Below are 25,112 nucleotides of genomic sequence, written 5' to 3' on the forward strand. Positions count from 1 at the left end.
ATCGGCCTGGACCTGGCGGCGCGCATGGGCGTCGGCCACGTCATGCCGCATGGACCTGAACTTCCAGACGACGATCTCTTCGTTGTTGAAGCCCTGGCGACGCTGGCGGAACAGGATGGGGCCGGGGCTGTCGAGGCGGACGGCCAGGGCGATCAGCGCCATGATCGGCAGGGCCAGCACCAGGGCGGTGACGCCGATCACAAGGTCCAGCATGCGCTTGGTGATCGCCCGCCCCAGATGGCCCGGAGGCCCCGAGATGCGAGCCAGGGGCAGGTCGCTGATGGTGTTGGTCTGACGCAGGGCGACCGCGTCCACCGGCGCGATCTCGTCCTCCAGCAGCAGGCTGATTTCGTTGGGCAGGGGGCGCAGGGCGGCGATCACCTGGCGCACCCGATCACGGGCGCCGGTGGGCACGGCGACGATCACCCGGTCCACATAGGGCATGATGCGATGGTCGAGCAGGGCCTGGGTGTCGCCGAGAACCGGCACGCCGCGCAGGGCGCTGGGGACCCGGGCCAGGCGGTCGTCGAAGATCCCCAGGATGTTGATCTCGCCCGACCGGATCGCCTCGCCGATCAGCCGCTCGGCCGCCGGCGTGGCGCCCACCACGACGACATTGGGGGTCAGTCGGCCATCGGCCCGCCAGCGGCGGACCATCATCCACCAGATCCCGTGCAGGCCATACACCCCGAGGAAGGCGGCGAAGGTCCAGGGGCCCAGGGCCGTCACCACCGCCCCCAGGGGCAGGAAGGCCGACAGCAGAGCGACGGCGGTCAGGACCCCGAGGGCGGCGGCGACGGAGGTCTGGGCCAGATGGTAGGCCAGCCCCTGGCGGCTTCGGAAGCCGTAGGTCTCGAACAGGCTCAGCGCGATCATCACCGCCAGGGCGGGCGCCGCATAGACGCCGGCCGGTCCCGGCCCGATCGCAAAGGCCACGAGGCCGGTGATCAGCAGATAGAGGCCATCCATCGCCTGGAACGCCCAGGCATAGGCCTGGCCCTGCAGGCGCCGGCGGGTGGGGCTCAGCCGGTCGGGACGCATCGGGCCGCGTCGATCCTGAATCGGCGCCGACTCGGCCGGGGGCAGGGCGCCTTCCAGGCCATGCTCCAGGCCCAGGGCGAACTGGGTCTCAGCCTCAGTTTCGGGCGCATGGTCGGCCGGCGAGGGGCGGGGGGCTCTGTGGAAAGCCTGAGGGAGACGAACCAGGTTGGACATTCTGTACGCGGGTCAGTGAATTCCCGCCCAGTATGGGGCGCCGCCCCTGATCGACAGGTTAACCCCGCGCCTACGCGGCTCTTTCGCCCGGCGGAACTTTGAGCCGTTGCCCCCGCCCCCGGGTTTCGGCTATGGAGACCGTCCTTCGAGATCGCAGCCTAAGGCTGGGGCCTGAGCGAAGGCCGGGAGACAACCCGGTTCAAATCAATGGTGACGTGGCCGAGTGGCTGAAGGCAACGGTTTGCTAAATCGTCATACCTGAAAGGGTATCGAGGGTTCGAATCCCTCCGTCACCGCCACCCTTCCATTGATTTAATTGAGGAGTTCGCCCTTTTTGGGCGTCGGCCCTGTCGCCTGCCCCACGCCGCTTTTAGGTGGGGGGAGATAAAGGCTGGCGGGACTTTAGTTCGGATCGAGTGGAAGCCACCCTCCTGGCTTGCGAGCGGGCACCGGCAAGCCCTCATTCTGGAGGTGGGCCATGATCTTAGGGACATGGTGCGGAGCCCAGCCAGTCTCATTGGCCCGGTAGCAGTCAGCGCATACAGTCGTGCGGTAGGCGTCTATGTGCTTGCCGTTGAAGACGCCAAGGCTGTGCTGCCCATCGCCCTCGCAGATAAAGCACGTGAAGCCAGCCGACTTGCGAATCATTCCGCCTCCTGAGGCGAGGGTATCACCGCTCTCGGCGCCGTCGCCTGCGCCGAGTGATCTTGGCGCACCGAGAAACAGAGGGGACGGGATGGCGCGCCTAGCTGCGCCGCCATCTCTCGCCCTGTAGGCGGCGCGGCGAACACAGCGCAACCGGGAGCGGCGCGGCAGGGGCTGTCTGGCGGGCTCGCTGCGGCGTGCTACGCTGGCGCAGTGAACGGGGCGCGATGGCTATGCAGGCGATCTTGACGGCGGTGTTGCCGCTTGTAGGCGTGTTGGTGGGTGCTGGGCTCCAATATGCATTTGGCCGCTCCCTAGACATCCGCCGCCAAGTGGAGCTGAGCAAGGCCACGGCGTACTCAGACTACCTGAGGGCTTTCTCGGCAATTGCAGCTAGTGGGCGATCTAAGGAAGTGCTGGCTCAACTCACTGACGCCAAGACGCGAGTATGTGTCTATGGCTCGCCCCGGGTAATCCACCTTCTAGGTGACTTTGAGCGCGGCGGTGCAGTGGCCGCAAAAAACATGCCGCTGGTGACTAAGCTAGTTGTGGCAATGCGTGAGGACGTGAAGGCTGTTGCTGGCGTGCCGACCGAGGAGGACCTTGGGCTGATCCTCTTTGGCCCAAGCTGGCGGTAAGCTGAGACTAAGGGCACCCACCGTTGAGCATCCGCGATCACATCATCAGCGAGATAAGGCGGCTGGCTGCGCTCGATGGCGGGCAGGTGCCGGGGCAAATCCTCTTCGCTCGTGAGACGGGCATTGCCATGCACCAGTGGCGCGGCAAGTTTTGGGCACGGTGGGGTGACGCTCTCACTGAGGCGGGCTTTGAGCCTAACAAGTGGAGAGGGAGATTAGACAGCGATGAGGTTCTAAGCGGCGTTATAGCGGCCTGTCGCCACTATGGCCGTTTTCCTACCCGCTCTGAGCTTCAGCTCTATCGCAGCCAAGACGCGACGGTCCCGAGTGACCAAGCAATCCGCCGACACTTCGGAACACAAGGCGAGCTAGTGGCCGCGCTCGCGAGGCGGGCGGCTGGCGATGAGACGTGCGCTGATATAGCGGCGATGTTGCCAGCCACGCCGCCCCTGGCGCGCAAGCTTTCCGCTGGCGCAGCCAAGAGGCCGGACGGCTCCGTCTATCTCATTCAGTCTGGCCCCCACTATAAGATTGGCCGCAGCGATGAGCTTGAGCGGCGGGTGAAGGAAATCCGCATAGCTCTGCCCGAAGCGGCAACACTGGTGCATGTCATCGCCACTGATGACCCGCCCGGCCTTGAAGCTTACTGGCATAGGCGCTTCGCTGCGAAGCGGGCCAATGGTGAGTGGTTCAGGCTGGCGCCCGAAGACGTGCTAGCGTTCAAACGGCGCAAGTTTCAGTGAGTCACAGCCCCATCAGCCTGATAGGCGAGGGCAAATAGGACGTCGAGTATCCCTCCTAATATCCAGCCCCTATGCGGCTTGTCAGTGCGCAACGTCGGCACCCCTTCTCGCACCCCGCTGGTCACGGCTCTGGGCCCTATGGTGTAAAGGTTTCAGAGGGGGTGCCGAATGTTCCAGTTCAGGCACACCGGCGATTGCGTCGTCTGGCACACCCACTGTTCTATCTCGTAACCTATTGATTTTGAACGAAAGTGCTCCCTCCGTCACCGCCACCCTTCCCGCAGATGAGATCAGTGCCTGGCCCTCGGCGGCCGAGCCTTTGGCGCGCCGTCTTGCGCCCCGAGTCTCAAATGCCTGGCGCCGGTGAAGACCCTATCGGATATGGGCCAATATCGCCTTGCGGGCGAGCTTAGCCTCGCCCACTGTCTGGGGATCGCCGCCGCCGTTTGCTGCGCTTTCGCCCACACATTCTGGGGACGCGCTGTCCCCCGGCGCGGGAGACCTGGCCTTGAAAATCCGCCAGCCCTGCGCCGTCGGCATCTAAGGGAAATACATGCGTTCAGCGCCGCCCCACCCATTCTTTGGCCGCATGGACATCGGCGCATGAGCGTTCGTGTCGTGCCGGCCGGCCCTTTTGACGACCAGCGTCCCGGCACGTCGGGCCTGCGCAAATCCACCCGTCAGTTTCAGACGCCGCATTACCTCGCGACCTTCATCCAGGCTGTGTTCGACACCTGCCCCATCGACGGCGAGATCGTCCTGGGCGGAGACGGGCGCTTCTTCACCGAGCCGGCGGCCCAGGAGATCCTGCGCATCGCCGCCGCCAATGGCGCCAAGCGCGCGGTGGTGGGCCAGGGCGGGCTGTTGTCGACGCCCGCGGTGTCGCATCTGATCCGCAGCCGCGGGGCCTGGGGCGGGATCGTCCTGTCAGCGAGCCATAATCCGGGCGGACCGGACGGCGACTTCGGCGTCAAGTTCAACGGCCCCAACGGAGCGCCGGCGCCCGAAGACGTGACCGAGGCCATCTTCGCGCGGACCCGCCAGATCACCGAATACAGGATCCTCGACGGCGAAAGCCTCGACCTGACGCAGCTGGGCGCCCAGCAGCTCGGCCCCCTGGCGGTGGAGGTGTTCGATCCCGCCGCCGACTATGCGGATCTGATGGAGCGGCTGTTCGATTTCGATCGCATCGCCCAGTTTCTTCGGGCGCCGGCCGGCGGCCTGCTGTTCGACGCGATGCATGCGGTGACGGGGCCCTACGCCACCGAGATCTTCTGTCGGCGCCTGGGCGCGCCGGAAAGCGCGATCCTGCGGGGCGCGCCGTTGCCGGACTTCGGCGGCGGCCATCCCGACCCGAGCCTCGCCAACGCCCAGGCCCTGGCGGCCCGGATGAACGCCGGGGATGCGCCGGCGGTCGGCGCGGCTTCCGACGGCGACGGCGATCGCCACCTGGTCATGGGCCCGGCTTTCCCGGTGAGCGCCAGCGACAGCCTGGCCATCCTGCTGGCCAATGCCGAGCATGTGCCGGGCTACCGGGGGCGTATCGCCGGGGTCGCGCGGTCCATGCCGACGAGCCGGGCGGTGGACGCCGTTGCGGCGGCCATGGGACTTCCCTGCTACGAAACCCCCACGGGGTGGAAGTACTTCGGCGCCCTGCTGGATTCCGGACGCATCACCCTGTGCGGCGAGGAGAGCGCAGGGGCGGGATCGGACCATGTCCGTGAAAAGGATGGCCTCTGGGCCGTCCTCTACTGGCTCAACATCCTCGCCGCGCGGGGCCTTTCGGTGGAAGAGGTGGTGACCCGGCACTGGGCGCGGTTTGGCCGCGTGGCGACCCAGCGACTGGATTGGGAAGGGCTGCCCAGCGACCGGGCGGCTGACGCGATCGCAGCCCTGCGTCGGAAGCTTGCGGGCCTGGGCGGGACGACGGTGGCCGGCCGGCTCGTCGAGGGGGCGGATGACTTCGCCTATGAGGACCCGGTGACGGGGGCTCGGTCGGAGGGCCAGGGCGTGCGTCTGTTCCTGTCCGACGGGGGACGGGTGGTGTTCCGCCTTTCCGGCACCGGCACGCAAGGGGCGACCCTGCGGGTCTATCTCGACCAGTTGGACGCGCCGCCATCCATGCCGGCCAGCCAGACGACGCTCGGCCTGGAGACCGTGGCGCAGGCGGTGCTCGGCGGCGTCGATCCAGACCTTCTGGCTCAAAGCGCCGCCCTTCACCGAACCTAGGACCTTTCAGGAGCCTATGGCCACGTTCGGGCGTTGGAGCCCTACGGCAGCGCTCAAACCAAACGGGCGCCACGAACCGGTTCTTGAGAGGGCCATATGACTGAGGCTAGGCCGGCGAAGCCGGTGCGTATTTCCACCGGCAGCCTGGGGCTGGACAACATCCTGCGGGGCGGATTGCCGCCAAACCGGGTCTATCTCCTGGAAGGCGCCCCGGGGTCGGGAAAGACCACCCTGGCCCTGCGCTACCTCCTCGAGGGCGTCGGCGAGGGGGAGCGCGTCCTCTATGTGACCCTGTCGGAAACCTCCGAAGAGCTCCAGGCGGTCGCAGAGTCGCACGGCTGGAGCCTGGACGGGATCGACCTCTTCGAACTCGCCTCGGCCAATGAGGTGCTGGGCGAGGGGCGGGAGCAGTCGGTGCTGCATTCCTGGGAGCTGGAGCTGGGCGGCACGGTCCGTCTGATCCAAGAGAAGGTCGATGAGGTTCAGCCGACCCGCATCGTCTTCGACAGCCTCTCGGAGATGCGCCTGCTGGCGCAGGATCCCCTGCGCTACCGCCGGCAGGTCCTGGCGCTGAAGCAGTTCTTCGCCGGCCGGAACATCACCGTCGTCCTGGTGGATGACCTGACCGGCGAGCACGGGCAGCGCGACGCCCACCTGCATAGCCTCTGCCATGGTGTCATCACCCTGGAGCGGCTGACCCTGGAGTTCGGCGCGGCGCGGCGGCGACTGCAGGTGCAGAAGCTGCGGGGGGTCAATTTCGTCGCCGGTTTCCATGATTTCACCATCCAGCAGGGCGGCCTGGAGGTCTATCCACGCCTGATCGCGGCCGAACACCACGCGCCCTTCGCGGGAGAGCCGACCCCGAGCGGCGTGCCCGAGTTGGACCGGCTGCTGGCCGGCGGCCCGCTGCGGGGCACCACCACCCTGGTGAGCGGGCCGGCCGGCGCAGGCAAGACCACGCTCACCCTGCAATATGTCCATGCCGCCTGCGAGCGGGGTGAGAGCGCGGCCCTGTTCCAGTTCGACGAGCGCATCGGCACCCTTCTGGTCCGCGCCGCCGCCATGGGCATCGATCTGCAGAAGCATATCGACAGCGGCGCCCTGACCATCTCCCAGATCGATCCCGCCGAGGTCTCACCGGGGCAGTTCGCCTGGATGATCCGTCGCGAGGTGACGGAAAGGTCGGTGCGCATCGTCGTCATCGACAGCCTCAGCGGCTATGTGGCGGCCATGCCCCAGGAACAGCAGCTGATCCTGCAGGTGCATGAGCTGCTGTCCTATCTGAACCAGCAGGGGCTGGTGACCTTCCTGATCAATCCTCAATCCGGGCTTGTCGGCAGCATGGCGACGGGCTTGCTGAACATCTCCTATGTCGCCGACGCTGTGATCCTGATCCGCTTCTTCGAAGCCGAGGGCCGGGTCCGCAAGGCGATCTCCGTCATCAAGAATCGCGGCGGCGCGCACGAGGACACCATTCGGGAACTGCGTATCGACAGCGGCGGTATTCGGATCGGACAGCCCCTCACCAATTTCAGAGGTGTCATGACCGGGACGCCTGAATATGCCGGCGAGCCCAATCCCTTGATGGAGCCGCGGGTCGTTGAGTCCTAGCGAAGACGTCGGGCAGAATCCGATCCTCGTCTGCGCGCCCTTTGGTCGCGATGGCGAGACCATCGCCGGCCTCCTGCGGGGCGCCGGCTTTACCGCCTGGGTGTTCGGCGATCTGGACAGGCTCGTGGGCGAGCTTGATCAGGGCGCAGGGGCGATTCTGGCCACTGAAGAGGGCGTGGTCGCATCGACCGTCCTGGCCGCGGCCCTGGCCAATCAGCCAGCGTGGTCAGACGTGCCGGTCCTCATTCTGACCTCGCGGCGAAACAGCGCCCGTCTCCCTGCCGAGGGCCAGGGCGGGCGGCTGCTCGCCGACATCACCAATGCAATCCTGCTCGAGCGTCCCCTGGGCGCGCGCTCCCTGTTAAGCGCGGTCGATGTGGCCCTTCGCAGTCGGCGGCGGCAGTTCGCCCTGCGGGACCAGATGGCCCTGCTGGCGCAGAGCCATGAGGCGCTGGAACTCAAGGTCCAAGAGCGGACCGCCGAATTGGAGGCGGAGGTGGCGCAGCGGGCCCATGCCGAGGCCGCCCTGCGTCAAAGCCAGAAGATGGAGGCGGTGGGCCAGTTGACGGGCGGCATCGCCCACGACTTCAACAACATGCTCACCGGGGTCATCGGCTCCCTCGACATCATGCGGCGGCGGATCGCCTCGAACCGTCTGGAAGACCTCGACAGGTTCATGGACGCGGCGCAGGCCTCGGCCAGCCGCGCCGCGGCGCTCACCCAGCGCCTGCTCGCCTTCTCCCGGCGTCAGTCCCTCGATCCCAGGCCCACCGACATCAACAGCCTGGCGGCCTCGCTCAACGACCTGATCCGGGGCTCGGTGGACGAGCGTGTCAGCCTTCGGTTCGCCCTCGACCCGGACCTTCCGCGGGCCATCGTTGACGTCAATCAGCTGGAAAGCGCCCTGCTGAACCTGGCGATCAACGCCCGCGACGCCATGCCCGACGGGGGCGAAATGACGATCGAGACCTGCGCCGTCCAGCTCGATGAGGCCGCCGCCGCCCAGCGGCCGGGAGTGGCGCCGGGGGCCTATGTGATGATCTCGGTGTCCGATAGCGGCGTCGGCATGGCCCCTGACCTCGTGGACAAGGTCTTCGATCCCTTCTTCACCACCAAGCCGCTGGGGCAGGGGACGGGGCTCGGGCTCTCGATGGTCTATGGATTCGCCCGGCAAAGCGGGGGACACGTCCGTATCGACAGCCATCCGGGCGACGGCACGACGGTCGAACTTCTCCTGCCCGCCACGGACGACGAGGTGGCGGCCGAGGCGCCGAGCGCAGACGCTGCCCCGCATGGGGACGGGCAACGGGTGCTGGTCGTCGAGGACGACCCCGCCGTTCGCCTGCTGGTCCGCGAGGTGCTGGAAGAGCTTGGCTATTTCCCCGTCGAGGCGGCCGAACCCCATGCGGCCATCCCGATCCTGGCCTCGCCCATGCCCTTCGATCTTCTGATCTCCGACGTCGGCTTGCCGGGCATGAATGGGCGGGAACTGGCCGAGATCGCGCGGGCCCATCGGCCACACCTGCCGATCCTGTTCATCACCGGCTATGCGGAGAACGCCACGATCCGAGCCGACTTCCTCGGCGCGAAGATGTCGATGGTGGCCAAGCCGTTCCGGCTGGAAGAACTCGCCGCCAAGATCAATGAAATGGTGGGGGTGTCAGCCTGACGCCGATCGACCTCTGCGCCATTTCCAGACCAGCAGGAGGATCGCCACCGCGGCCAGGCCCGCAAGGGCGGGCTCCAGCATCCCGTCGGGCAGGAGGCCGAGACCCTGAGCGGTCAGGTAGCCGGGCGCCAGCATCACGGGGATCCAGAGGATGGCGCCCACCAGGTTGGCGATCTGGAAGCGCAGGCGGGGCATCTTCAGCATGCCGGCGGCCAGGGGCACCAGCGACCGGATGGGGCCGGTGAACCGGCCGAGCACCATGGTCAGCATGCCGGCCTTGCGGATGAACAGGCGCGCCCGGGCCACAGCGCGGCGGCGGCGCTTGAGCATGCGATGGCGAAGGGCCGACGGCCCCATCCAGCGACCGAGTTCATAGGACACGGCGTCGCCGGCGACGGCGCCGACGATGGCGTAGAGCAACAAGGGGCCAGGCTGCAGGACGCCGGCGCCCAGCATGGCGCCGATGGCCAGCAGGATGGGCGTGGACGGCACGAAGAAGCCGACGAAGGCCAGGCTTTCGGCAAAGACCAGCACGCCGATCACCAGTCCGGCCTGCTCGGGATTGTCTCGCAGCAGCGACGTCAGGCCGCCTACGAAGCCGCCTGCGGCGTCAGCTTGGAACATGCCGCAGTTAAGGCCGTCGATGCGGCGACGGTTCCCGGAACATGTCTAGGTCAGGGCTTTTCCACAGGGTCAGGCATGTCTTCGGCCGGCTCCCCAAGGTCGGTGTCGGGCGCGGTGGGGTGGCCGAGCTTTTTCACATAGGCCTTGTGCTCATCGACAATGCCGCTGGGCGCCGGCCGCGCCTCTTCGGCGCCGATACCAAAGGCCTGGGCGCCGGGGCGGGTCTTGCCGGGCTCATCGCTGGTGCGCTCGGTGGAGGAGGCGGGCGGCTTGGGATGGTCGACCATGGGGTCTCCTTGGGTGGTTCGGTTCAACCCCTGCGGTCTCCGACTCGTTCCGTCAGAGAGGCCGCGTTAAGCTTCCTGGCGGTAAAATCGATCGGTCTCTTGTTAGGAGTCTCGACATGTCGGCTGACCGGCGCCCGTCGAAGGATGAGCTGACACAACAGCTGTCAGACATGTTCCAGACGATTCAATCTCAGCCCGTGCCCGACCGGATCCTCTCAGTGGTCGATCAGTTGGATGGCGACGCCGAGAGCACCGCGCCGCCCGCCGCCCCGCGAGCCGCTACCGGGGGGTGACCGCATCCGAGGCCTCCGGCGCAGGCTCTGAAGCCTCGCTGTCGTCCATGATCTTGATCAGCCTATGGCGGGCCCGGTTTACCCGGCTCTTGATCGTGCCGATGGCGCAGCCGCAGATTTCGGCGGCCTCCTCGTAGCTGAGCCCTGCGGCGCCCACCAGGATCAGGGCTTCACGGTGCTCGTCCGGCAATTGGGCCAGCGCGGCCTGGAGGTCCTGCATGGCGACGCTCCAGTCCTGACTCGGGGGTGTCTTCAACTGCTTGGCGTAGTCGCCATCCTCGTCGCGCACCTCTCGCCGCCGCCGGGCGATCTGGGTGTAGTAGGTGTTGCGCAGGATGGTGAACAGCCAGGCGCGGAGATTGGTCCCTGGCTCGAACTTGTCGCGATTGGACCAGGCCTTGATCAGGGTGTCCTGCACCAGATCGTCGGCGTCAGAGCCATTGTGGGTGAGCGACCAGCCAAAGGCCCGCAAGGCTGGGATCATCGCCACCACAGCGTCCCGCCACCGGTCGCGCGTCATTTGGGAGCCATCGCTCGTCACACCTGCTCCTTGGGCCGATTGGATGGGGGTCTGATCGGTCGCAAAGCACCAACGTGGCCAAGACTCTTCCGTTCCGGGTTGCGCCGGCGGGGCTGAGGACCAACCTTAAGGAACAGGGGGCGCCTGATCAGCGTTCATCCCTGAACCTTCGCACCGGCGAAGGTCGCGCGGCCGACAGGCCTGCGGAACCAGGATGGGGAGGGGTGGAATGGCGCCTTCGGACGACGCAACCATGACCTTCGCCGCCCAGGACGCGCCGGCCCAGGCGCGGCTCGAGCGGTATCTCGCCGCCCGGGCGCGGAGCGAACATCTGGTCCGTGACCTGTCGCCCGAGGACCAGCTGGCCCAGTCCATGCCGGACGCCAGTCCGACCAAATGGCATCTGGCCCATACGACCTGGTTCTTCGAGACCTTCCTGCTGGCGCCCAACCTGCCGGCCTACCGGGTCTTCGACGAGCGGTTCGGCTTCCTCTTCAACTCCTATTACGAGGCGCTTGGCCCGCGTCAGCCTCGGCCTCAGCGGGGGCTGCTGACCCGCCCTTCGCAGGAGCGGGTCATGGCCTATCGCGCCCATGTGGACGAGGCGATGACCCGCCTGCTGCTCTCTGGGGCATCGGGATTTGAAGACCTGTTCGATCTGGGCCTGGCCCATGAAGAGCAGCATCAGGAACTGATCCTGATGGATATCCTGCACCTCTTCGCCCAGTCGCCTTTGAAGCCCGCCTATGGCCGCAGCCCCGTCACGGGCCTGGCCGCAGATCCTGGCCCTGTGAGCTTTCAGGGCTTCGAGGGCGGGCTGGTCGAGATCGGCCACGACGGAAAGGGCTTCGCCTTCGACAATGAAGGTCCCCGGCACAAGACCTATCTGGCGCCCTACAGCCTGGCCGACCGCCTGGTGACCAATGGGGAGTGGATGAGCTTCATGGCCGATGGCGGCTATGGGCGGCCGGAGCTCTGGCTCTCGGACGGCTGGGCTCGCGTCCAGGCCGAGGGCTGGCGTGCGCCCTTCTATTGGCAGGAGGCCGAGGCGGGGACCGGCTGGAGCGCCATGGGCCTGCAGGGTCTGCGCCCCGTCGATCCCCACATGCCGGTGGCCCATCTCAGCTATTTCGAGGCTGACGCCTTCGCGACCTGGGCCGGGGCGCGGCTGCCCACCGAGGCAGAGTGGGAGCACGCCGCCAGCCAGCTTTCCCGCCGCGGCAACTTCCTGGACCGCGCCTGTCCGGCGCCGATGGCGGCCGGCGGGTCTGGCCTGCGCCAGATGTTCGGCGACCTGTGGGAATGGACCCGCAGCGCCTATGGCCCCTATCCGGGTTTCTCCCCCGCCGAAGGGGCGGTCGGCGAGTACAATGGCAAGTTCATGAGCGGCCAGATGGTGCTGCGCGGCGGCGCCTGCGTGACGCCAGCCGGACATGTTCGGACCACCTATCGCAACTTCTTCCACCCGCATCAGCGGTGGATGTTCTCTGGCCTGCGGCTCGCCAAGGACGGCGCCGCGCCCAAACCCCGCCGCCGCAGCGCCTTCGAGGCGGACGCCCTGTCGGGCCTGTCGCGTCCGCAAAAGGCGATGTCGCCCAAGTATTTCTACGACGCCGAGGGCTCGCGCCTGTTCGAGGACATCTGCGGCCTGCCGGAATACTATCCCACGCGCACCGAACTGGCCCTGCTCAGGGACGCCGCGGCGGAAATGTCCGCCTTCATCCCGCCTGGCGCCGTTCTGGTGGAGTTTGGCAGCGGCGCCAGCCTGAAGACCCGGCAGATCCTCGACCACGCGCCGCAGGTGGCGGTCTATACCCCCATCGATATCAGCCCCAGCGCCCTGGACGAGGCCGTGGCCAGTCTTTCGGCCGACTATCCGGATCTGGCGGTCGCACCCCTGGCCGACGACTTCACCACGGCCCTGGACCTGCCGGCGCAGACGCAGGGGCGCCCGGCCGTGGGCTTCTTCCCCGGCTCGACCATCGGCAACCTGACGCCCGAGGAGGCGGTGGAGTTCCTGGCCAATGCCCGCCACCTGCTGGGTGACGGCGCGCGCTTCCTGGTGGGGGCTGATCTGGTCAAGGACGAAGACGTGCTCGTCGCCGCCTATGACGACGCCCAAGGCGTCACGGCGGCGTTCAATCTGAACCTGCTGGCGCGGATGAACCGGGAGCTAGCCGCCGATTTCGATCTCTCGGCCTTCTCGCACCGCGCCCTGTGGAACGCCGAACAGTCGCGCATCGAGATGCATCTGGTGTCGGATCAAGCCCAAAGCGTGCGGGTCGCCGGCCGTCGGTTCGACTTCGCAGCCGGGGAGACCATCCACACCGAGAACTCACACAAATTCACGCCAGAGCGGCTTGAGGCACTGGCGGGCAAGGCGGGCTGGAAGATGGAACGGCGCTGGATCAGCCCGGCGCCGGCGTTTGGGATTTTCCTGCTGAGCGCCTGAAGGGGGGCGCCTGAAACCGGGGGCGCCTGAAACCTGGCCGCTCGAAACGCGCCGGAGGCGAGTGGCCCCAATCACCTCTGGCGCGCTTCGAGCTATTTCAGCCTGGGCTGGGCGGTTCAGGCGCAGAGCCTGAACCTGGCAGCGCTTAGGATTCCGGAGTTTCGTCGGAATCGCGACGACCGCCGCCGCGGGATGCTTCGCCGCCCTTGCGGCCGGCCGAGGCGGCCAGATCACGGTCCTTTGCGAAGCTGCGCTTCTCGCCGGGCACGCTGGCGCCGCCTTTGCGCGCGATTTCACGACGGCGCTCGGGGTTCATGGCGGCGAAGCCACGACGGGCGCGGGGGGGATTTTGGTCGGCTATGCTCATCAGGGTCACTCCTTGCAGGCGGCGTCGGAACTCTCGCCCGACGCTCCGGCTCCGGAGGGTCGCGTAAGGCTCCGCTCTAGCAACCCGCGAATCGCGCCTGGGGTTGCGTCGGCGAATCCCGGAATTTTTACAGAGGCATCGCGGCCACGGAGCGGTCGTGGGCTGAAGGTTGCCCTTAGGTAACCACCACGCGGCCCGGCTCAACCCGGGAGGGTCACCCGGGCCGTCAGACCGCCTCCGGGGCGGTTGACCATGGTCACATCGCCCCCGTGGCTGCGGGCGATGGAGCGGACCACGGCCAGCCCCAGGCCGATGCCGCCGGTGCCGCGGCTGCGGGAGGGCTCGCGGCGATAGAAGGGTTCGAACACCCGCTCGATCTCGGCCTCAGGGATGCCGGGCCCCTCATCATCGATCTCGATGATGACCGCCCGGTCGGCGGTGATCACCCGGGCCCTGGCCCGATCACCGAACTTGACGGCGTTCTCCACCAGGTTGGTGACCAGCCGGCGCAGGGCTACGGGGTCACCCTCGATCACTACCTTTTCGGCGCGCTCGACCTCGATGGCGGCGCCGGTTTCAGCCATTTCGTCGCAGACGCTCTCCACCAGGGAAGCCAGCTCCAGCTTGGTGCGCTGGCCGGGGCGGGTCGCGTCGCGCACGAAGCCCAGGGTGGCGGCGACCATGGCCTCCATCTGATCGATGTCCGACGCCATCTTGGCCCGCTGGTCTTCCGGCGCGTTCTCGATCCGGAAGCGCAGGCGGGTGAGGGGGGTGCGGAGGTCATGGGCGATGGCGCCGACCATGGCGGTGCGGTCCTGCACATAGCGGCGCAGACGATCCTGCATCTGGTTGAAGGCCCCGGTGGCCACGGCGATCTCCGCGGAGCCCCGGATCGTCAGGGGCGGCGCCTCGGGGTCGCGTCCCAGGCGCTCGGCCGCCTCGGCGAACAGGCGGAAGGGCTGCGACAGGCGCCTGGCGAACATCCAGGCGATCGGCGCCATCACCAGGGCCGAGAGCAGGAACCACAGCATGACCCGCTTCTGCCAGACGTTCAGGCCCAGGCCGCGCTCCGGGCGCACCACGGCCCAGCGGCCATCGGGACGCTGCATGGCGATCTCGAAGGGCGCCACCAGGAACCGGTCCTCCAGGCCTTCGCCGCCCTCGCGCTCCATGCGGTCGCGGACGATGCGAAACACCCGACGGTCGGAGATCGGCAGCCGATAGGTCTTGGCGATGACGATGGCGCTCGGCGCCACGCCGAGGTCCTCGGCCAGCTTGTCCCGGGCCCACATCATGCTCTCGGCCGTGGACTCGCCCTCTGGCGGGGCGTCGGCGAGCTGATGCTGCAGGTCCCGGCGCTCGATCAGGTCTCCGGGCCGGCCCCGCAAGGCCTCGGCGATTTCAGAGAAGCGGTAGAAGTCCGGCACCGGCGGGGGCAGGTTGAACAGCAGGAAGACGCTGATCGCCTGGGCGGTGATCAGGCTGACCCCCACCAGCATCAGCACCTGGACAAACAGGGACGCGGTCGGCCGGCCGTCCCGGGCTCGGCTCATGGGCGCTTCACCTTGGGGGTGAACATATAGCCTTCATTGCGGATGGTCCGGATCAGGTCGTGGCCGCCGCCGTCGTCGAGCTTGCGGCGCAGGCGGCTGATCTGCACGTCGATGGCGCGGTCGAAGGCGTCGGAGGTGGGGCCGCGCGCGAAGTCCAGAAGCTGGTCGCGGGTCAGCACCCGCTGGGGGCGCTCGACAAAGGCGCGCAGCAGGGAGAACTCCCCGCTGGACAGGTTGACCACCACCCCCTGCGGCGACCGCAGCTCGCGGCGGACGAGATCGAGTCGCCAGCCGGCGAACTCGCAGGCGGCCCCCAGATCATCGCCCGATCCGCGCTGCTCGGCCCGACGCAGGATGGCGCGGATGCGGGCCAGCAGTTCGCGGGGGTTACAGGGCTTGGAGAGATAGTCGTCGGCGCCGAGCTCCAGACCGACGATGCGGTCGGTGTCCTCGCCCATGGCTGACAGCATGATGATCGGCGGCGCCTCGCCCACCGCCAGGCGGCGGCAGATGGCCAGGCCATCTTCACCGGGCAGCATGACGTCGAGGACGATCAGGTCCACCGGCTCGCGCTCCAGGGCCTGCTCCATCTCGCGGGCGTCGCCGGCCGTGGTCACCGAATAGCCGTGGCGGCCAAGGAAATCGGACACCACGTCGCGGATTCCGGGATCGTCGTCGACCATCAGAATCCGGGCGGTGGGGCCGGGGGCGTCGGTGAGCGGCGTCTGCATGCGAGCCATTTTCGCCCTCCGGGGTAACCGTCAGATTTCACGCCTGTAAAAGGCGGGTGCGGGATATCAGCGCGCCAGCATGTCGTCGGCGACGAAGGGATTGGTCCGCCGCTCGGCCCCGAAGCTCGACATCGGCCCGTGACCGCAGACGAAGCGCACGTCCTCGCCCAGCGGCCAGAGCTTGCCGGTGATGGCCTCGATCAGGTCCTGATGATTGCCGCGGGGAAAGTCGGTGCGGCCAATGGAGCCCTGAAAGAGCACGTCGCCGACCTGGGCGAAGCGCGCCTGGCGATGGAAGAAGACCACATGGCCCGGCGTGTGGCCCGGACAGTGATAGACCTCGAACTCGGTCTCACCCAGCTGCACGATGTCGCCGTCCTCCAGCCACCGATCAGGGGTGAAGGATCGCGCTTCCGGCATGCCCCAGCGGGCGCCGTCTGCGTCCATCTGGTCGATCCAGAAGGCGTCGTCCCGGTGGGGGCCTTCGATGGGGACGCCGGTGGCGGCCTTCAGGGCGGCGGTTCCGCCGGCATGGTCCAGGTGGCCATGGGTGATCCAGATCTTCTCCAGGGTCAGGTCATGGTCCTTCAGCGCCTGGAGTAGGCGAGGGACCTCGCCGCCGGGATCGATGATCGCCGCCTTCTTCGTCCTGGAGCACCAGACAATGGTGCAGTTCTGCGCCAGGGGCGTCACCGGCGCGATCAGGGCGCGAATGGGCGGTTCCGATGTGTTCAAGGGCGTGGACCTCCGCTTTTCGCAGCATTGTCCCCGTTTCACGCCGGCGCGAAAAGGCCTTCTCTCAAGCGCGATTGCCGGACTCGACGGGGCGTGCATGGGTTCGGCCATTCGGGCGGCGCTGTGCTGCGCCCGTGGGGACGAGACTTGCGATGAAGATTTTCGCAAAGAAGCCGATCGAAGTGCTTCTGGCGCAGGCGGCGGAACAGGGCGAGCATACGCTCAAACGCAGCCTGGGTCCGGTCAGCCTGACCGCGCTCGGCATCGGTTCGGTCATCGGGGCGGGCATTTTCGTTCTGACCGGCCAGGCGGCGGAGGCCCATGCGGGGCCGGCCATCACCATCTCTTTCATCGTCGCCGGGCTCGTCTGCGCCCTGGCGGCGCTCTGCTATGCGGAGCTGGCCTCGACCATTCCGGTGGCGGGGTCGGCCTATACCTACGCCTATGCCACCGTGGGCGAGTTCTTCGCTTGGATCATCGCCTGGGACCTGATCGTCGAATACCTGTTCGCAGGCGCCACGGTGGCCGTCGGCTGGTCCGGCTATTTCGTCGGCATGATGGCTGACTTCGGCCTGATCATACCCGCGGCCTGGAGTCAGGCGCCCTATCTGGTCAACAACGCCCACCAGCTGGTGGCCACCGGCGCCATCCTCAATGTCCCGGCCATGGCCATCATTGCGATCACCGCCGCGGTGCTGATCGCCGGAATCACGGAATCGGCCGTGTTCAACAACGCCATCGTCCTGCTGAAGGTCTCGGTGGTGCTCCTCGTGATCGTGTTTGGGTTCCTCTATGTGAACCCGGCCAACTGGCAGCCCTTCATCCCGGACGAGACCACGGACCCGATCACCGGGGCGTCCAAGTATGGGTTGGGCGGGATCTTCGCCGCAGCCGGGGTGATCTTCTTCGCCTATATCGGTTTCGAGACCATCTCGACGGCCGCCCAGGAGACCAAGAACCCCCAGCGGACCCTGCCCATCGGCATCCTGGCCTCCCTGGCCATCTGCACGGTGCTCTACATCCTGATGAGCCTGGTGATCACCGGTCTTGCCCCCTACACGATGCTGAATGTGCCGGCTCCGGTCTATGTGGCGGTGGACAATGTCGGCCCACAGCTGGCCTGGCTGAAGCCCGTGGTGACCGTCGGCGCCACGGTGGGGCTGGCCTCCACAATCATGGCGCTGCTCTATGGCCAGTCGCGGATCTTCTACGCCATGTCCCGGGATGGCCTGCTGCCGCCGATCTTCTCCAAGGTGCATCCCAAGCGGCGCACGCCGTGGGCCGGCACGGCGCTGACGGCGGTGTTCGCAGGCCTGATGGCCGGCCTGTTTCCCATCGGCCTCCTGGGCGAACTCGTCTCGGTGGGCACCCTGCTGGCCTTCTCCATGATCTGCGGCGCGGTGATGTATCTGCGGATCTCGCGGCCAGACCTGCCGCGGGCCTTCAAGACCCCTCTGGTGTGGCTGGTGGCGCCGGGCGGCATGCTGGCCTGCCTCTACCTGATCTCCAGCCTGCCGGCGGCCACCTTCGTGCGCCTGGTGGTGTGGCTGGCCATCGGGATCGTGGTCTATTTCGGCTACGCCTACTGGCACTCGCGCTATCACGAGAGGACCCTCGGCGCGGCGGAATAGCCCCAAGGGGACAGCGCCGGGCTGGGGATGCGCGCGCCCTGGCCCGGGCGGTCCTGACCGCCGCCTGCTTGATTGTTCGTCCGACGCTGGCCAAGGTCGCGGTTTCGGCGTCCCCCTGGACGTGCCTCGCTGCGGGAAATTTCCATGGTCGCCAACGCCGCTGCTGCAGGTCAGCCCCACTGGTCGTCCAAGGCGGCCTTTGTCCTGGCCGCCGTAGGCTCCGCCGTTGGTCTGGGCAATCTCTGGCGCTTTCCGTCCGAAGCCGGGGTCAACGGCGGCGGGGCCTTCGTCCTGATCTACATCCTGTGCGTCGCCCTGATCGGCGCGCCCCTGCTGCTGGCCGAAACCCTGATCGGCCGCCATGGCCAGAGATCGACTGTGGCCAGCGCAACCCTGATGGCCAGGCAGTCCAACGCCAGCCCAGCCTGGGCGGGCCTGGCGGTGATCGGCATGATCGCCAACTATGTGATCCTGACCTTCTACAGCGTCGTCGCCGGCTGGGTGCTGTATTACATCGGAACCTCGGGCGCCGACGTGGTCCGCACCATCATGGCCGGCCAGCCCTTTGCGGGCGCCTATTCCCACCTGAGCGTCGAGGAGGTGCGGGGCCAGATGCCCGCCCTGTTCGCCAGTCCGCTGCAGATGACCCTGACCCACTTCGTGTTCGCCGCGGCGACGACCTTCGTGGTGGCCCGCGGGGTGAAGGGCGGCATTGAGGTGGCGGCCACCTGGCTGATGCCAACCTTCTTCGTGCTGCTGGTGGCCATCACCATCTATGCCGGGATCAGCGGTGACTTCACGGCGGCCGTGGCCTTCCTGTTCACCCCGGACTTCGAGCGCGCTCTGCAGCCCCAGGTGCTCAACTCGGCCCTGGGCCAGGCCTTCTTCTCCTTGAGCCTCGGGGGCGGGGCCATGGTGGCCTATGGCGCCTACGCCTCCCGCGACACCAATCTCGGCCAGACCTCGGGGATCATCTCGGCGGCCGATACCGGGGTCGCCATCATCGCGGGCCTGGCCATCTTCCCCATCGTGTTCAGCGTCGGCCTGACGCCGGACGCCGGCCCCACCCTGATGTTCCAGACCCTGCCGGCCGCCTTCCACAGCATGCCGGCCGGCGCCCTGGTGGGGCTGGCCTTCTTCGTCCTGGTGCTGTTCGCCGCCCTGACCTCCTCGGTATCCCTGCTGGAGATCTCCACCGCCTATTTCGTCGAGCGGTTCAAGATCAGCCGGGCGGTGGTGGCCAGCCTGCTGGGCGCCAGCCTCTTCCTGATCGGCATGGTCTCGGTGCTGTCCTTCAATGTCTGGGCCGATCACCGGCCGCTGGCCTTCCTGCCGGGCTTCGAGAACGCCAACTGGTTCGACGCCTTTGACGGGGTGACGGGCAAGATCCTGCTGCCGCTCTCGGGGCTGATCACGGCCGTCTTCGTCGGCTGGATCGCCGATCGTAAGCTGGTGGACGGCGAGACGGGCCTGGCCGGCGGTCCATTGCTTCCGGTGTGGCGTTTCCTGATCGCCTGGCTGTGCCCGATCGCGGTGTTCCTCATCCTGCTGTTTGGCCTCTTCCCCCAGCTGATCAGCTGAGCCAACCCGGGGCGGCTATTCCTGTGAGCGCTATGCTGCCGATCCATGACGTCCTCGGCGCGGTGAACGACGCCCTGGCGGCAGGAACCCGCGCCGTGCTGGTCGCCCCGCCCGGCGCCGGCAAGACGACGGTCACGCCGCTGTCCCTGCTGGACGCGCCCTGGCTGGGCGGCGGGCGGATCATCATGCTTGAGCCCCGCCGCCTGGCCGCCCGGGCCGCGGCCGAGCGGATGGCCGCCACCCTGGGCGAGGCGGTGGGCGAGAGCGTCGGCTTTCGCGTGCGGATGCAGTCCAAGGTCTCGGCCCGAACCCGGATCGAGGTGGTCACCGAGGGGGTCTTCACCCGGATGATCCTGGGTGACCCCGGCCTGTCGGGGGTGGCTTGCGTGATCTTCGACGAGTTTCACGAACGCAGCCTGGACGCCGATCTCGGCCTGGCGCTCGCGCTGGACGCGCAGGGCCTGCTGCGGGACGACCTGCGCCTGCTGGTCATGTCGGCCACCCTGGACGGGGCGGCTGTGGCCCGGCTGATGGCCGGCGCCCCGGTGATCGAGAGCCTGGGCCGCGCCTTCCCCGTGGAGACCCGCTATCTCGGCCGCCACGAACCCCTGCGCCTGGAGGACGCCGTGGTGCGGGCCATCGAGCGCGCCCTGGCCGAGGAGACCGGCGGGGTCCTGGTCTTCCTGCCCGGGCAGGGGGAGATCCTGCGCACCGCCCAGCGCTTGAACGAGCGGCTTCGGCGGGATGACGTCCTGGTCGCGCCGCTCTATGGCGCCCTGGACCCCAAGGCCCAGGACCGGGCCGTGGCGGCGCCTCCGCCTGGACTGCGCAAGGTGGTGCTGGCCACCTCCATCGCCGAAACCAGCCTGACGCTCGAGGATGTGCGGGTGGTGATCGATGCGGGCCAGGCCCGCGTGCCGCGGTTCGATCCGGCCAGCGGCCTGACCCGCCTGGCCACGGTGCGGGTCAGCCGGGCCGCCGCCGACCAGCGGCGCGGACGGGCGGGCCGGACGGCGCCGGGTGTCTGCTACCGCCTGTGGGACGAAGCCGAGACCCGCGCCCTGCCGGCCTTCGCCGATCCGGAGATTCTCGACGCCGACCTGTCGGGCCTGGCCCTGGACATGGCCCGCTGGGGGGCGAGGTCGGCCGATGACCTGGCCTTTCTCGACCCGCCGCCGCGGGCCGCCCTGACCGAGGCCCAGGCCCTGCTGCGCCGGCTGGAGGCGGTCGATGAGGCCGGCGTTCTGACACCGCACGGCGAGGCCCTGGCCGACATGCCCCTGCCGCCGCGGCTGGCGCACATGGTCCTGCGGGCCGCCGAGCACGGCCAGGGCCTGAGGGCCGCGCGCATCGCCGCCCTGATCACCGAGCGCAGCCTGGGCGGCCGCGAGGCCCATCTGACCCACCGCCTGGAGGCCTTCGACCGCGACGGCTCCCCCCGCGCCCGGGACGCCCGCGCTCTGGCCGACCGCTGGGTGCGCGGAACGAGGGCCGGGAAGGGGGCGCCGCTCAGCGACGGGCAGATGCTGGCGCTCGCCTATCCCGAGCGGGTGGCCAAGGCCCGCGGGCCGCTGGGCGAGTTCCAGCTGGCCACCGGCCGCGGGGCCTTCATCGAGCCGGGCGACGTCCTGGCCCGCGAGCCCTGGCTGGCGGTGGCCGAGCTCGGCGGCGGGGATCGCCGCGACCGCATCCTGCTGGCCGCCCCGCTGACGCACGAGGAGATCCTTGAGGCCTTCGCGGCCATTCTGGAGACTGAGGACCGGGTCGAGGAAAGCCCCGGCGGCCGGATCCGCGTGCGCCGTCTTACGCGGCTCGGCCGGCTTCCCCTGCACGAACGCCTGGATGACAATCCGCCGGCTGAGGTTGTCGCCCAGGCCCTGGCCGCGCACCTGCGGCGGGAGGGGCTGGGCGCCCTGCGCTGGGGCGCGGCGGCGATGGCCCTGCGCAAACGCATAGGCTTCCTGCGTCAGCAGGATGCGCAGACCTGGCCGGACCTGTCGGACCCGGCGCTGGTGGCGGCGCTCGACGACTGGCTGACGCCCCTGCTGCACGGCCTTCGCGGGCTCGCCGACCTGACGCCCGACCTGCTGGACGGCGCCCTGCGCAGCCTCGTTCCCTGGGACCTCCAGCGGCGCGTCGAGGCCGAGCTGCCCACCCACTGGACCGCGCCTACAGGCAACCGGGCGCAGATCGACTATGAGGCCGAGGGCGGCCCGCGGGTGGAGATCCGCGTGCAGGAGGTGTTTGGCCTGAACGCGCACCCGATGGTGGCCGGCCGGCCGCTGACGCTCGCCCTGTTGTCGCCGGCCCGCAGACCTATCCAGCTGACCCAGGACCTGCCGGGATTCTGGCGGGGCTCCTGGCGGGACGTGCGGGCCGACATGCGCGGTCGCTACCCGCGCCATCCCTGGCCGGAGGACCCGTCCGTGGCCGACCCGACCACCCGGACCAAGCCCAGAAACTAGCTGGCGGCGTAGATCATCACGCCCGTGGCTACCGACAGGTTCAGGCTGTCGGCCCGGCCGCGCATGGGGATCTTGACGTTGACGTCGCAGAGGGCGGCCATTTCCGGCGGCAGGCCCTGTTGTTCGTTGCCCATCAGGATCAGGGCCGGGTGGACATAGTCGGCGCTGCGATGGTCGACCTCGGCGCTCAGCAGGGTGCCGACCACCGAGCCTGGCCAGTCGCGGCGCCAGGCGGCGAACTCGCCTTCCGTGGCCTGGGCGATGGGCACGGCGAAGATCGAGCCCATGGTGGCCCGCACCGCCTCCACCGAATAGGGATCGCAGCATTCCCCCACCAGCACGACGGCGCCGCAGCCGGCGGCGTCGGCGGTGCGGATGATGGTCCCCAGATTGCCCGGGTCGCGCACCCGATGCAGGGCGACCCAGGCCTTGGCGGTCCGCGGCTCAAAAGAGGTGAGGGGGGCGAAGATCTGGCGGAAGACGCCCACCACCGCCTGGGGATTGTCCCGCCGGGAGACCTTGGCGAGGATGTCCTGGGTCACCTCGATGACCTCGCCGCCGGCCTTGTCGGTCGCCTGGGCTGCGGCGCGCAGCAGGGGATGATCGGCGGCCTCGCGGCCAAAGAGCAGGATTTCCGGCGCGTGGCCGGTCTCGACGCCCTCGGTGACGTTCTTCAGGCCCTCGGCCACGAACAGGCCGGTCTCGTCCCGGGTCTTGCGCTGGTGCAGGGCGCGGACGGCCTTGACCGTGGGATTGGTCAGGGAGGTGACGGTCCGCCCGCTCACGCGGCCCACCGGGCGTAGAAGGACAGGCCGATCTCCCGCTCGCCGGACTGCTCCGACAGGGCCAGCTCGCCCCATTCGATGGTCCCGCCGCGATCCGCCAGGCGCTCCGACAACAGGCCCGCCAGGGCCGCACCGGAGATCCTGGCCGCATAAGCGTTCAGTATAAGGAAGGAGGCGTTTTCCGAGAGAAGTTCGGCGCATAGGGCCGAAAGCTCCGGCAGATCCTCGAACAGCCGCCAGACCTCCCCGGTGGGGCCGCGGCCGTATTTCGGCGGATCCAGAATGATGCCCTCATAGCGCGAGCCCCGGCGGACCTCGCGCTGCACATAGCGGCGGGCGTCCTCGCAGATCCAACGGATGGGCCGGTCGGCCAAGCCTGACAGCTCGGCGTTCTCGCGGGCCCAGGCGATGGCCTTCTTGGAGGCGTCCACATGGGTCACCGCCGCCCCGGCCGAGGCGCAGACCAGGCTGGCCACCCCCGTATAGCCAAACAGGTTCAGCACCCGGGGCGGCTCGGGCGCGGCTTGAGCGTCGCTGCGGATGCGCGCCTCAAGCCATTCCCAGTTGGCCGCCTGCTCCGGGAAGAAGGCCAGGTGACGGAAGGCGGTGAAGCGGGCGTTGAACTTCGCCTGGCGCCACGACATGGGCCAGGACTCCTGCAGCTTGCCCTGGAAGCGCCAGCGGCCGGCGTCCTCCTCGTCGCTGGGGTCGAAGACCGCATCGGCCCTGGCCCAGGTTTCGGCGTCGAGACGCGGGGACCACAGGCACTGGGGCTCGGGGCGCACGACGGTGTAGGGACCGTAGCGCTCCAGCTTCCTGCCGTCCCCGGAATCCAGCAGGGCGTAGTCGGCCCAGCCGGTGGTGCGCATCACGCCGGGGGTCTCGGCGACAGTGGGGCGGGGTGAAGTCATGGGCTTCGCTTACGAAAAACCCGCCGACGACGCCAGGGGATGAAGTCCTATAGGGTCCGGTATGGCGTCGAGCGGCTGAAAAACCTGGATAATCGGGCGCGGGGTTGTCACATGGCGGAAATTGGTTTCCGGTGTTCAGCTGTGTTTGAGGGGGAATTGGGTTTGGTAGGCGTCAGCACCACAAGGCGCCGGTCGGCGCGCAAGGCCAAGGGTGACGGCCATCTGCGGCGGGCCGAGATCCTCGAGGCGGCCGAGCGCATCTTCGTGGCCGAGGGCTATGAGGGCGCGACCATCCGTCGGATCGCCGACGAGGTGGGGGTGTCCTCCACCGCGCTCTACATGCACTTCCAGGACAAGGCCTGCATCCTCCTGGAGATCTGCCAGGGGGCCATGCAGGAGCTTCTGGACCGCAACAACCAGATCGCCCAACGCCCCCTGGACGCCGTCAGCCGCACCCGCATGATGCTGGACGCCTATATGCGCTGGGGGTTCGAGCATCCCAACGCCTATCAGCTGGTCTTCTCCGCCGCGCACCCCCTGCCGCAGGGGGCCGACGGCGCATCCGAACTGGGGGCCAGCTGCTATGACACCTTCAGCGGCGTGGTTCGCGAGATCGCCGCCGACGGCCGCCTGCGCCTTGGGGATGGCGACAGCGCCAGCCAGGCGCTCTGGGCCGCCTGCCATGGGGTCGTCGCCCTGCGCATCTCGCGCCCCAACTTCCCCTGGCAGCCGGTGGATGAGCTGATCCATGTGACGATCGAGGGCCTGCTGGCCGGTATCACGGTGGATTAGGGCTGGCGGCCTCGTCCTTATTGGCCGCCGGTGGTCGTCGCCCGGGCCGTGGAATAGCCGTAGCCGCCTCGAGCGAGATCCTGCGAGAGGGTGATCCTGGCCGTGCCGTTATTCTCCCGCGCCCGATAGACCTGAGCCCCTTCCATCACCCGCATCACATAGTTGCGCGTCTCGGAGAACGGGATGCATTCCACGAAGTCGATGGGGTCGGTGCCGGCGCCGCGGGGATCGCCGCAGAAGCTGATCCACTGGGATGGGCGCCCGGGTCCGGCGTTATAGGCCGCGATGGCCAGGGGATAGGAGCCGCTGAACTGGCCCAGCATCTGGGCGATGTAGGTCTGACCCAGCCGCATATTGTAGTCGGGTTCATCCAGCATTCCGGCTGAATAGGAGAGGCCGATCTGGCGGGCCACGATCTGGGCCGTGGCGGGCATGACCTGCATCATCCCCCGGGCCCCGGCCGGTGAGCGGATCTGCGGATCAAAGCCGCTCTCCTGCCGGGTGATGCCCAGGGTCAGGGCGGTTTCCGGCGCGTTGCCCACCTCCGGCGGGGAGCGATAGGGATAGCCGCGCAGGGGCAGGATGTGGCCCAGGGTGGCGGCGCCGCGCACCACCAGCATGGAGGCCGTCTGGTC

At 68.3% G+C, this 25,112-nt stretch carries 22 protein-coding genes and 1 tRNA gene; 12 read left to right on the top strand and 11 right to left on the bottom strand.

The features are described from left to right. Positions 1 to 1,215: sugar transferase (locus tag Q7S93_RS11835; protein WP_304714107.1), on the bottom strand; the 1,215-nt coding region annotated here is incomplete at its 3' end. Between the two features lie 209 nt (positions 1,216 to 1,424). Here Q7S93_RS11835 and Q7S93_RS11840 point away from each other — a divergent pair. The 6 genes from Q7S93_RS11840 (at position 1,425) to Q7S93_RS11865 (ending at position 8,750) form a co-directional block, all read left to right on the top strand. Further along, a tRNA-Ser gene (locus Q7S93_RS11840) sits at positions 1,425 to 1,514 on the top strand. A 573-nt stretch (positions 1,515 to 2,087) separates the two neighbouring features. Further along, positions 2,088 to 2,498 (top strand): hypothetical protein, encoded by a 411-nt coding sequence (locus Q7S93_RS11845; RefSeq protein ID WP_304714108.1) that lies wholly within the window; start codon positions 2,088 to 2,090, stop codon positions 2,496 to 2,498. A gap of 23 nt (positions 2,499 to 2,521) precedes the next feature. Next, positions 2,522 to 3,241 carry a GIY-YIG nuclease family protein gene (locus Q7S93_RS11850; protein ID WP_304714109.1) on the top strand — a complete coding sequence of 240 codons (720 nt, stop codon included), beginning with the start codon at positions 2,522 to 2,524 and terminating at the stop codon, positions 3,239 to 3,241. 603 nt (positions 3,242 to 3,844) lie between these two features. Further along, the gene (locus Q7S93_RS11855) at positions 3,845 to 5,470 is read left to right on the top strand and encodes an alpha-D-glucose phosphate-specific phosphoglucomutase (protein WP_304714110.1); all 1,626 of its coding nucleotides are present in this window, start codon (positions 3,845 to 3,847) and stop codon (positions 5,468 to 5,470) included. Positions 5,471 to 5,593: 123 nt separating this feature from the next. Beyond that, positions 5,594 to 7,081 carry an ATPase domain-containing protein gene (locus tag Q7S93_RS11860; protein WP_304714111.1) on the top strand — a complete coding sequence of 496 codons (1,488 nt, stop codon included), beginning with the start codon at positions 5,594 to 5,596 and terminating at the stop codon, positions 7,079 to 7,081. After that, positions 7,071 to 8,750, top strand: a complete 1,680-nt coding sequence (locus tag Q7S93_RS11865) for an ATP-binding protein (RefSeq protein ID WP_304714112.1) — start codon at positions 7,071 to 7,073, stop codon at positions 8,748 to 8,750. The genes Q7S93_RS11860 and Q7S93_RS11865 overlap by 11 nt, the downstream gene beginning before the upstream one ends. Here the strand turns inward: Q7S93_RS11865 and Q7S93_RS11870 are convergent. Together Q7S93_RS11870 and Q7S93_RS11875 are read right to left on the bottom strand one after the other, a co-directional pair. Then, positions 8,742 to 9,374: a DedA family protein gene (locus Q7S93_RS11870; protein WP_304714113.1), complete on the bottom strand. Its 633-nt coding sequence runs from the start codon at positions 9,372 to 9,374 to the stop codon at positions 8,742 to 8,744. The genes Q7S93_RS11865 and Q7S93_RS11870 overlap by 9 nt on opposite strands. A gap of 50 nt (positions 9,375 to 9,424) precedes the next feature. Continuing rightward, positions 9,425 to 9,661 (bottom strand): hypothetical protein, encoded by a 237-nt coding sequence (locus Q7S93_RS11875; RefSeq protein ID WP_304714114.1) that lies wholly within the window; start codon positions 9,659 to 9,661, stop codon positions 9,425 to 9,427. 116 nt (positions 9,662 to 9,777) lie between these two features. On the opposite strand from Q7S93_RS11875, the gene Q7S93_RS11880 reads away from it, so the two are divergent. Next, positions 9,778 to 9,954, top strand: a complete 177-nt coding sequence (locus Q7S93_RS11880) for a hypothetical protein (protein ID WP_304714115.1) — start codon at positions 9,778 to 9,780, stop codon at positions 9,952 to 9,954. On the opposite strand, the gene Q7S93_RS11885 is transcribed toward Q7S93_RS11880, so the two are convergent. After that, positions 9,941 to 10,474 (bottom strand): sigma-70 family RNA polymerase sigma factor, encoded by a 534-nt coding sequence (locus tag Q7S93_RS11885; protein ID WP_304714116.1) that lies wholly within the window; start codon positions 10,472 to 10,474, stop codon positions 9,941 to 9,943. The two genes, Q7S93_RS11880 and Q7S93_RS11885, sit on opposite strands and share 14 nt — an antisense overlap. A 229-nt stretch (positions 10,475 to 10,703) precedes the next feature. On the opposite strand from Q7S93_RS11885, the gene egtB reads away from it, so the two are divergent. Then, a complete protein-coding gene (egtB, locus tag Q7S93_RS11890) occupies positions 10,704 to 12,926 on the top strand; it encodes an ergothioneine biosynthesis protein EgtB (RefSeq protein ID WP_304714117.1) in 2,223 nt (740 codons plus the stop codon). Between the two features lie 145 nt (positions 12,927 to 13,071). Here egtB and Q7S93_RS11895 read toward each other — a convergent pair whose 3' ends face one another. From Q7S93_RS11895 to Q7S93_RS11910, 4 genes are all read right to left on the bottom strand, one after another. Next, a complete protein-coding gene (locus Q7S93_RS11895) occupies positions 13,072 to 13,293 on the bottom strand; it encodes a general stress protein (RefSeq protein ID WP_304714118.1) in 222 nt (73 codons plus the stop codon). Between the two features lie 200 nt (positions 13,294 to 13,493). Continuing rightward, positions 13,494 to 14,846: an ATP-binding protein gene (locus tag Q7S93_RS11900; protein WP_304714119.1), complete on the bottom strand. Its 1,353-nt coding sequence runs from the start codon at positions 14,844 to 14,846 to the stop codon at positions 13,494 to 13,496. Beyond that, the gene (locus Q7S93_RS11905) at positions 14,843 to 15,586 is read right to left on the bottom strand and encodes a response regulator (protein WP_304714120.1); all 744 of its coding nucleotides are present in this window, start codon (positions 15,584 to 15,586) and stop codon (positions 14,843 to 14,845) included. Before Q7S93_RS11905 ends, Q7S93_RS11900 begins: the two co-directional genes overlap by 4 nt. Before the next feature lie 57 nt (positions 15,587 to 15,643). Further along, positions 15,644 to 16,312, bottom strand: a complete 669-nt coding sequence (locus Q7S93_RS11910) for an MBL fold metallo-hydrolase (RefSeq protein WP_304714121.1) — start codon at positions 16,310 to 16,312, stop codon at positions 15,644 to 15,646. Positions 16,313 to 16,464: 152 nt separating this feature from the next. Here Q7S93_RS11910 and Q7S93_RS11915 point away from each other — a divergent pair, with 152 nt between their 5' ends. The 3 genes from Q7S93_RS11915 to hrpB all read left to right on the top strand — a co-directional run bounded on the left by Q7S93_RS11915 (position 16,465) and on the right by hrpB (position 21,989). Then, positions 16,465 to 17,943: an amino acid permease gene (locus Q7S93_RS11915; protein WP_304714122.1), complete on the top strand. Its 1,479-nt coding sequence runs from the start codon at positions 16,465 to 16,467 to the stop codon at positions 17,941 to 17,943. A 144-nt stretch (positions 17,944 to 18,087) separates the two neighbouring features. Next, positions 18,088 to 19,524: a sodium-dependent transporter gene (locus tag Q7S93_RS11920; protein WP_304714123.1), complete on the top strand. Its 1,437-nt coding sequence runs from the start codon at positions 18,088 to 18,090 to the stop codon at positions 19,522 to 19,524. 32 nt (positions 19,525 to 19,556) lie between these two features. After that, positions 19,557 to 21,989, top strand: a complete 2,433-nt coding sequence (gene hrpB / locus Q7S93_RS11925; RefSeq protein WP_304714128.1) for an ATP-dependent helicase HrpB — start codon at positions 19,557 to 19,559, stop codon at positions 21,987 to 21,989. Here the strand turns inward: hrpB and Q7S93_RS11930 are convergent. Together Q7S93_RS11930 and Q7S93_RS11935 are read right to left on the bottom strand one after the other, a co-directional pair. Then, entirely contained in the window at positions 21,986 to 22,774 is a 789-nt protein-coding gene (locus tag Q7S93_RS11930; protein WP_304714124.1) for a TrmH family RNA methyltransferase, read from the bottom strand. The genes hrpB and Q7S93_RS11930 overlap by 4 nt on opposite strands. Beyond that, the gene (locus tag Q7S93_RS11935; protein WP_304714125.1) at positions 22,771 to 23,685 is read right to left on the bottom strand and encodes a class I SAM-dependent methyltransferase; all 915 of its coding nucleotides are present in this window, start codon (positions 23,683 to 23,685) and stop codon (positions 22,771 to 22,773) included. Before Q7S93_RS11935 ends, Q7S93_RS11930 begins: the two co-directional genes overlap by 4 nt. 156 nt (positions 23,686 to 23,841) lie before the next feature. Between Q7S93_RS11935 and Q7S93_RS11940 the strand changes: the two genes are divergently transcribed. Next, a complete protein-coding gene (locus Q7S93_RS11940) occupies positions 23,842 to 24,477 on the top strand; it encodes a TetR/AcrR family transcriptional regulator (RefSeq protein WP_304714126.1) in 636 nt (211 codons plus the stop codon). 17 nt (positions 24,478 to 24,494) lie between these two features. Here the strand turns inward: Q7S93_RS11940 and Q7S93_RS11945 are convergent. Continuing rightward, the coding region (locus tag Q7S93_RS11945; RefSeq protein WP_304714127.1) for a lytic transglycosylase domain-containing protein at positions 24,495 to 25,112 on the bottom strand (618 nt) is incomplete at its 5' end.

It is taken from the genome of Phenylobacterium sp. (assembly GCF_030646615.1).
Lineage (GTDB): Bacteria > Pseudomonadota > Alphaproteobacteria > Caulobacterales > Caulobacteraceae > Phenylobacterium.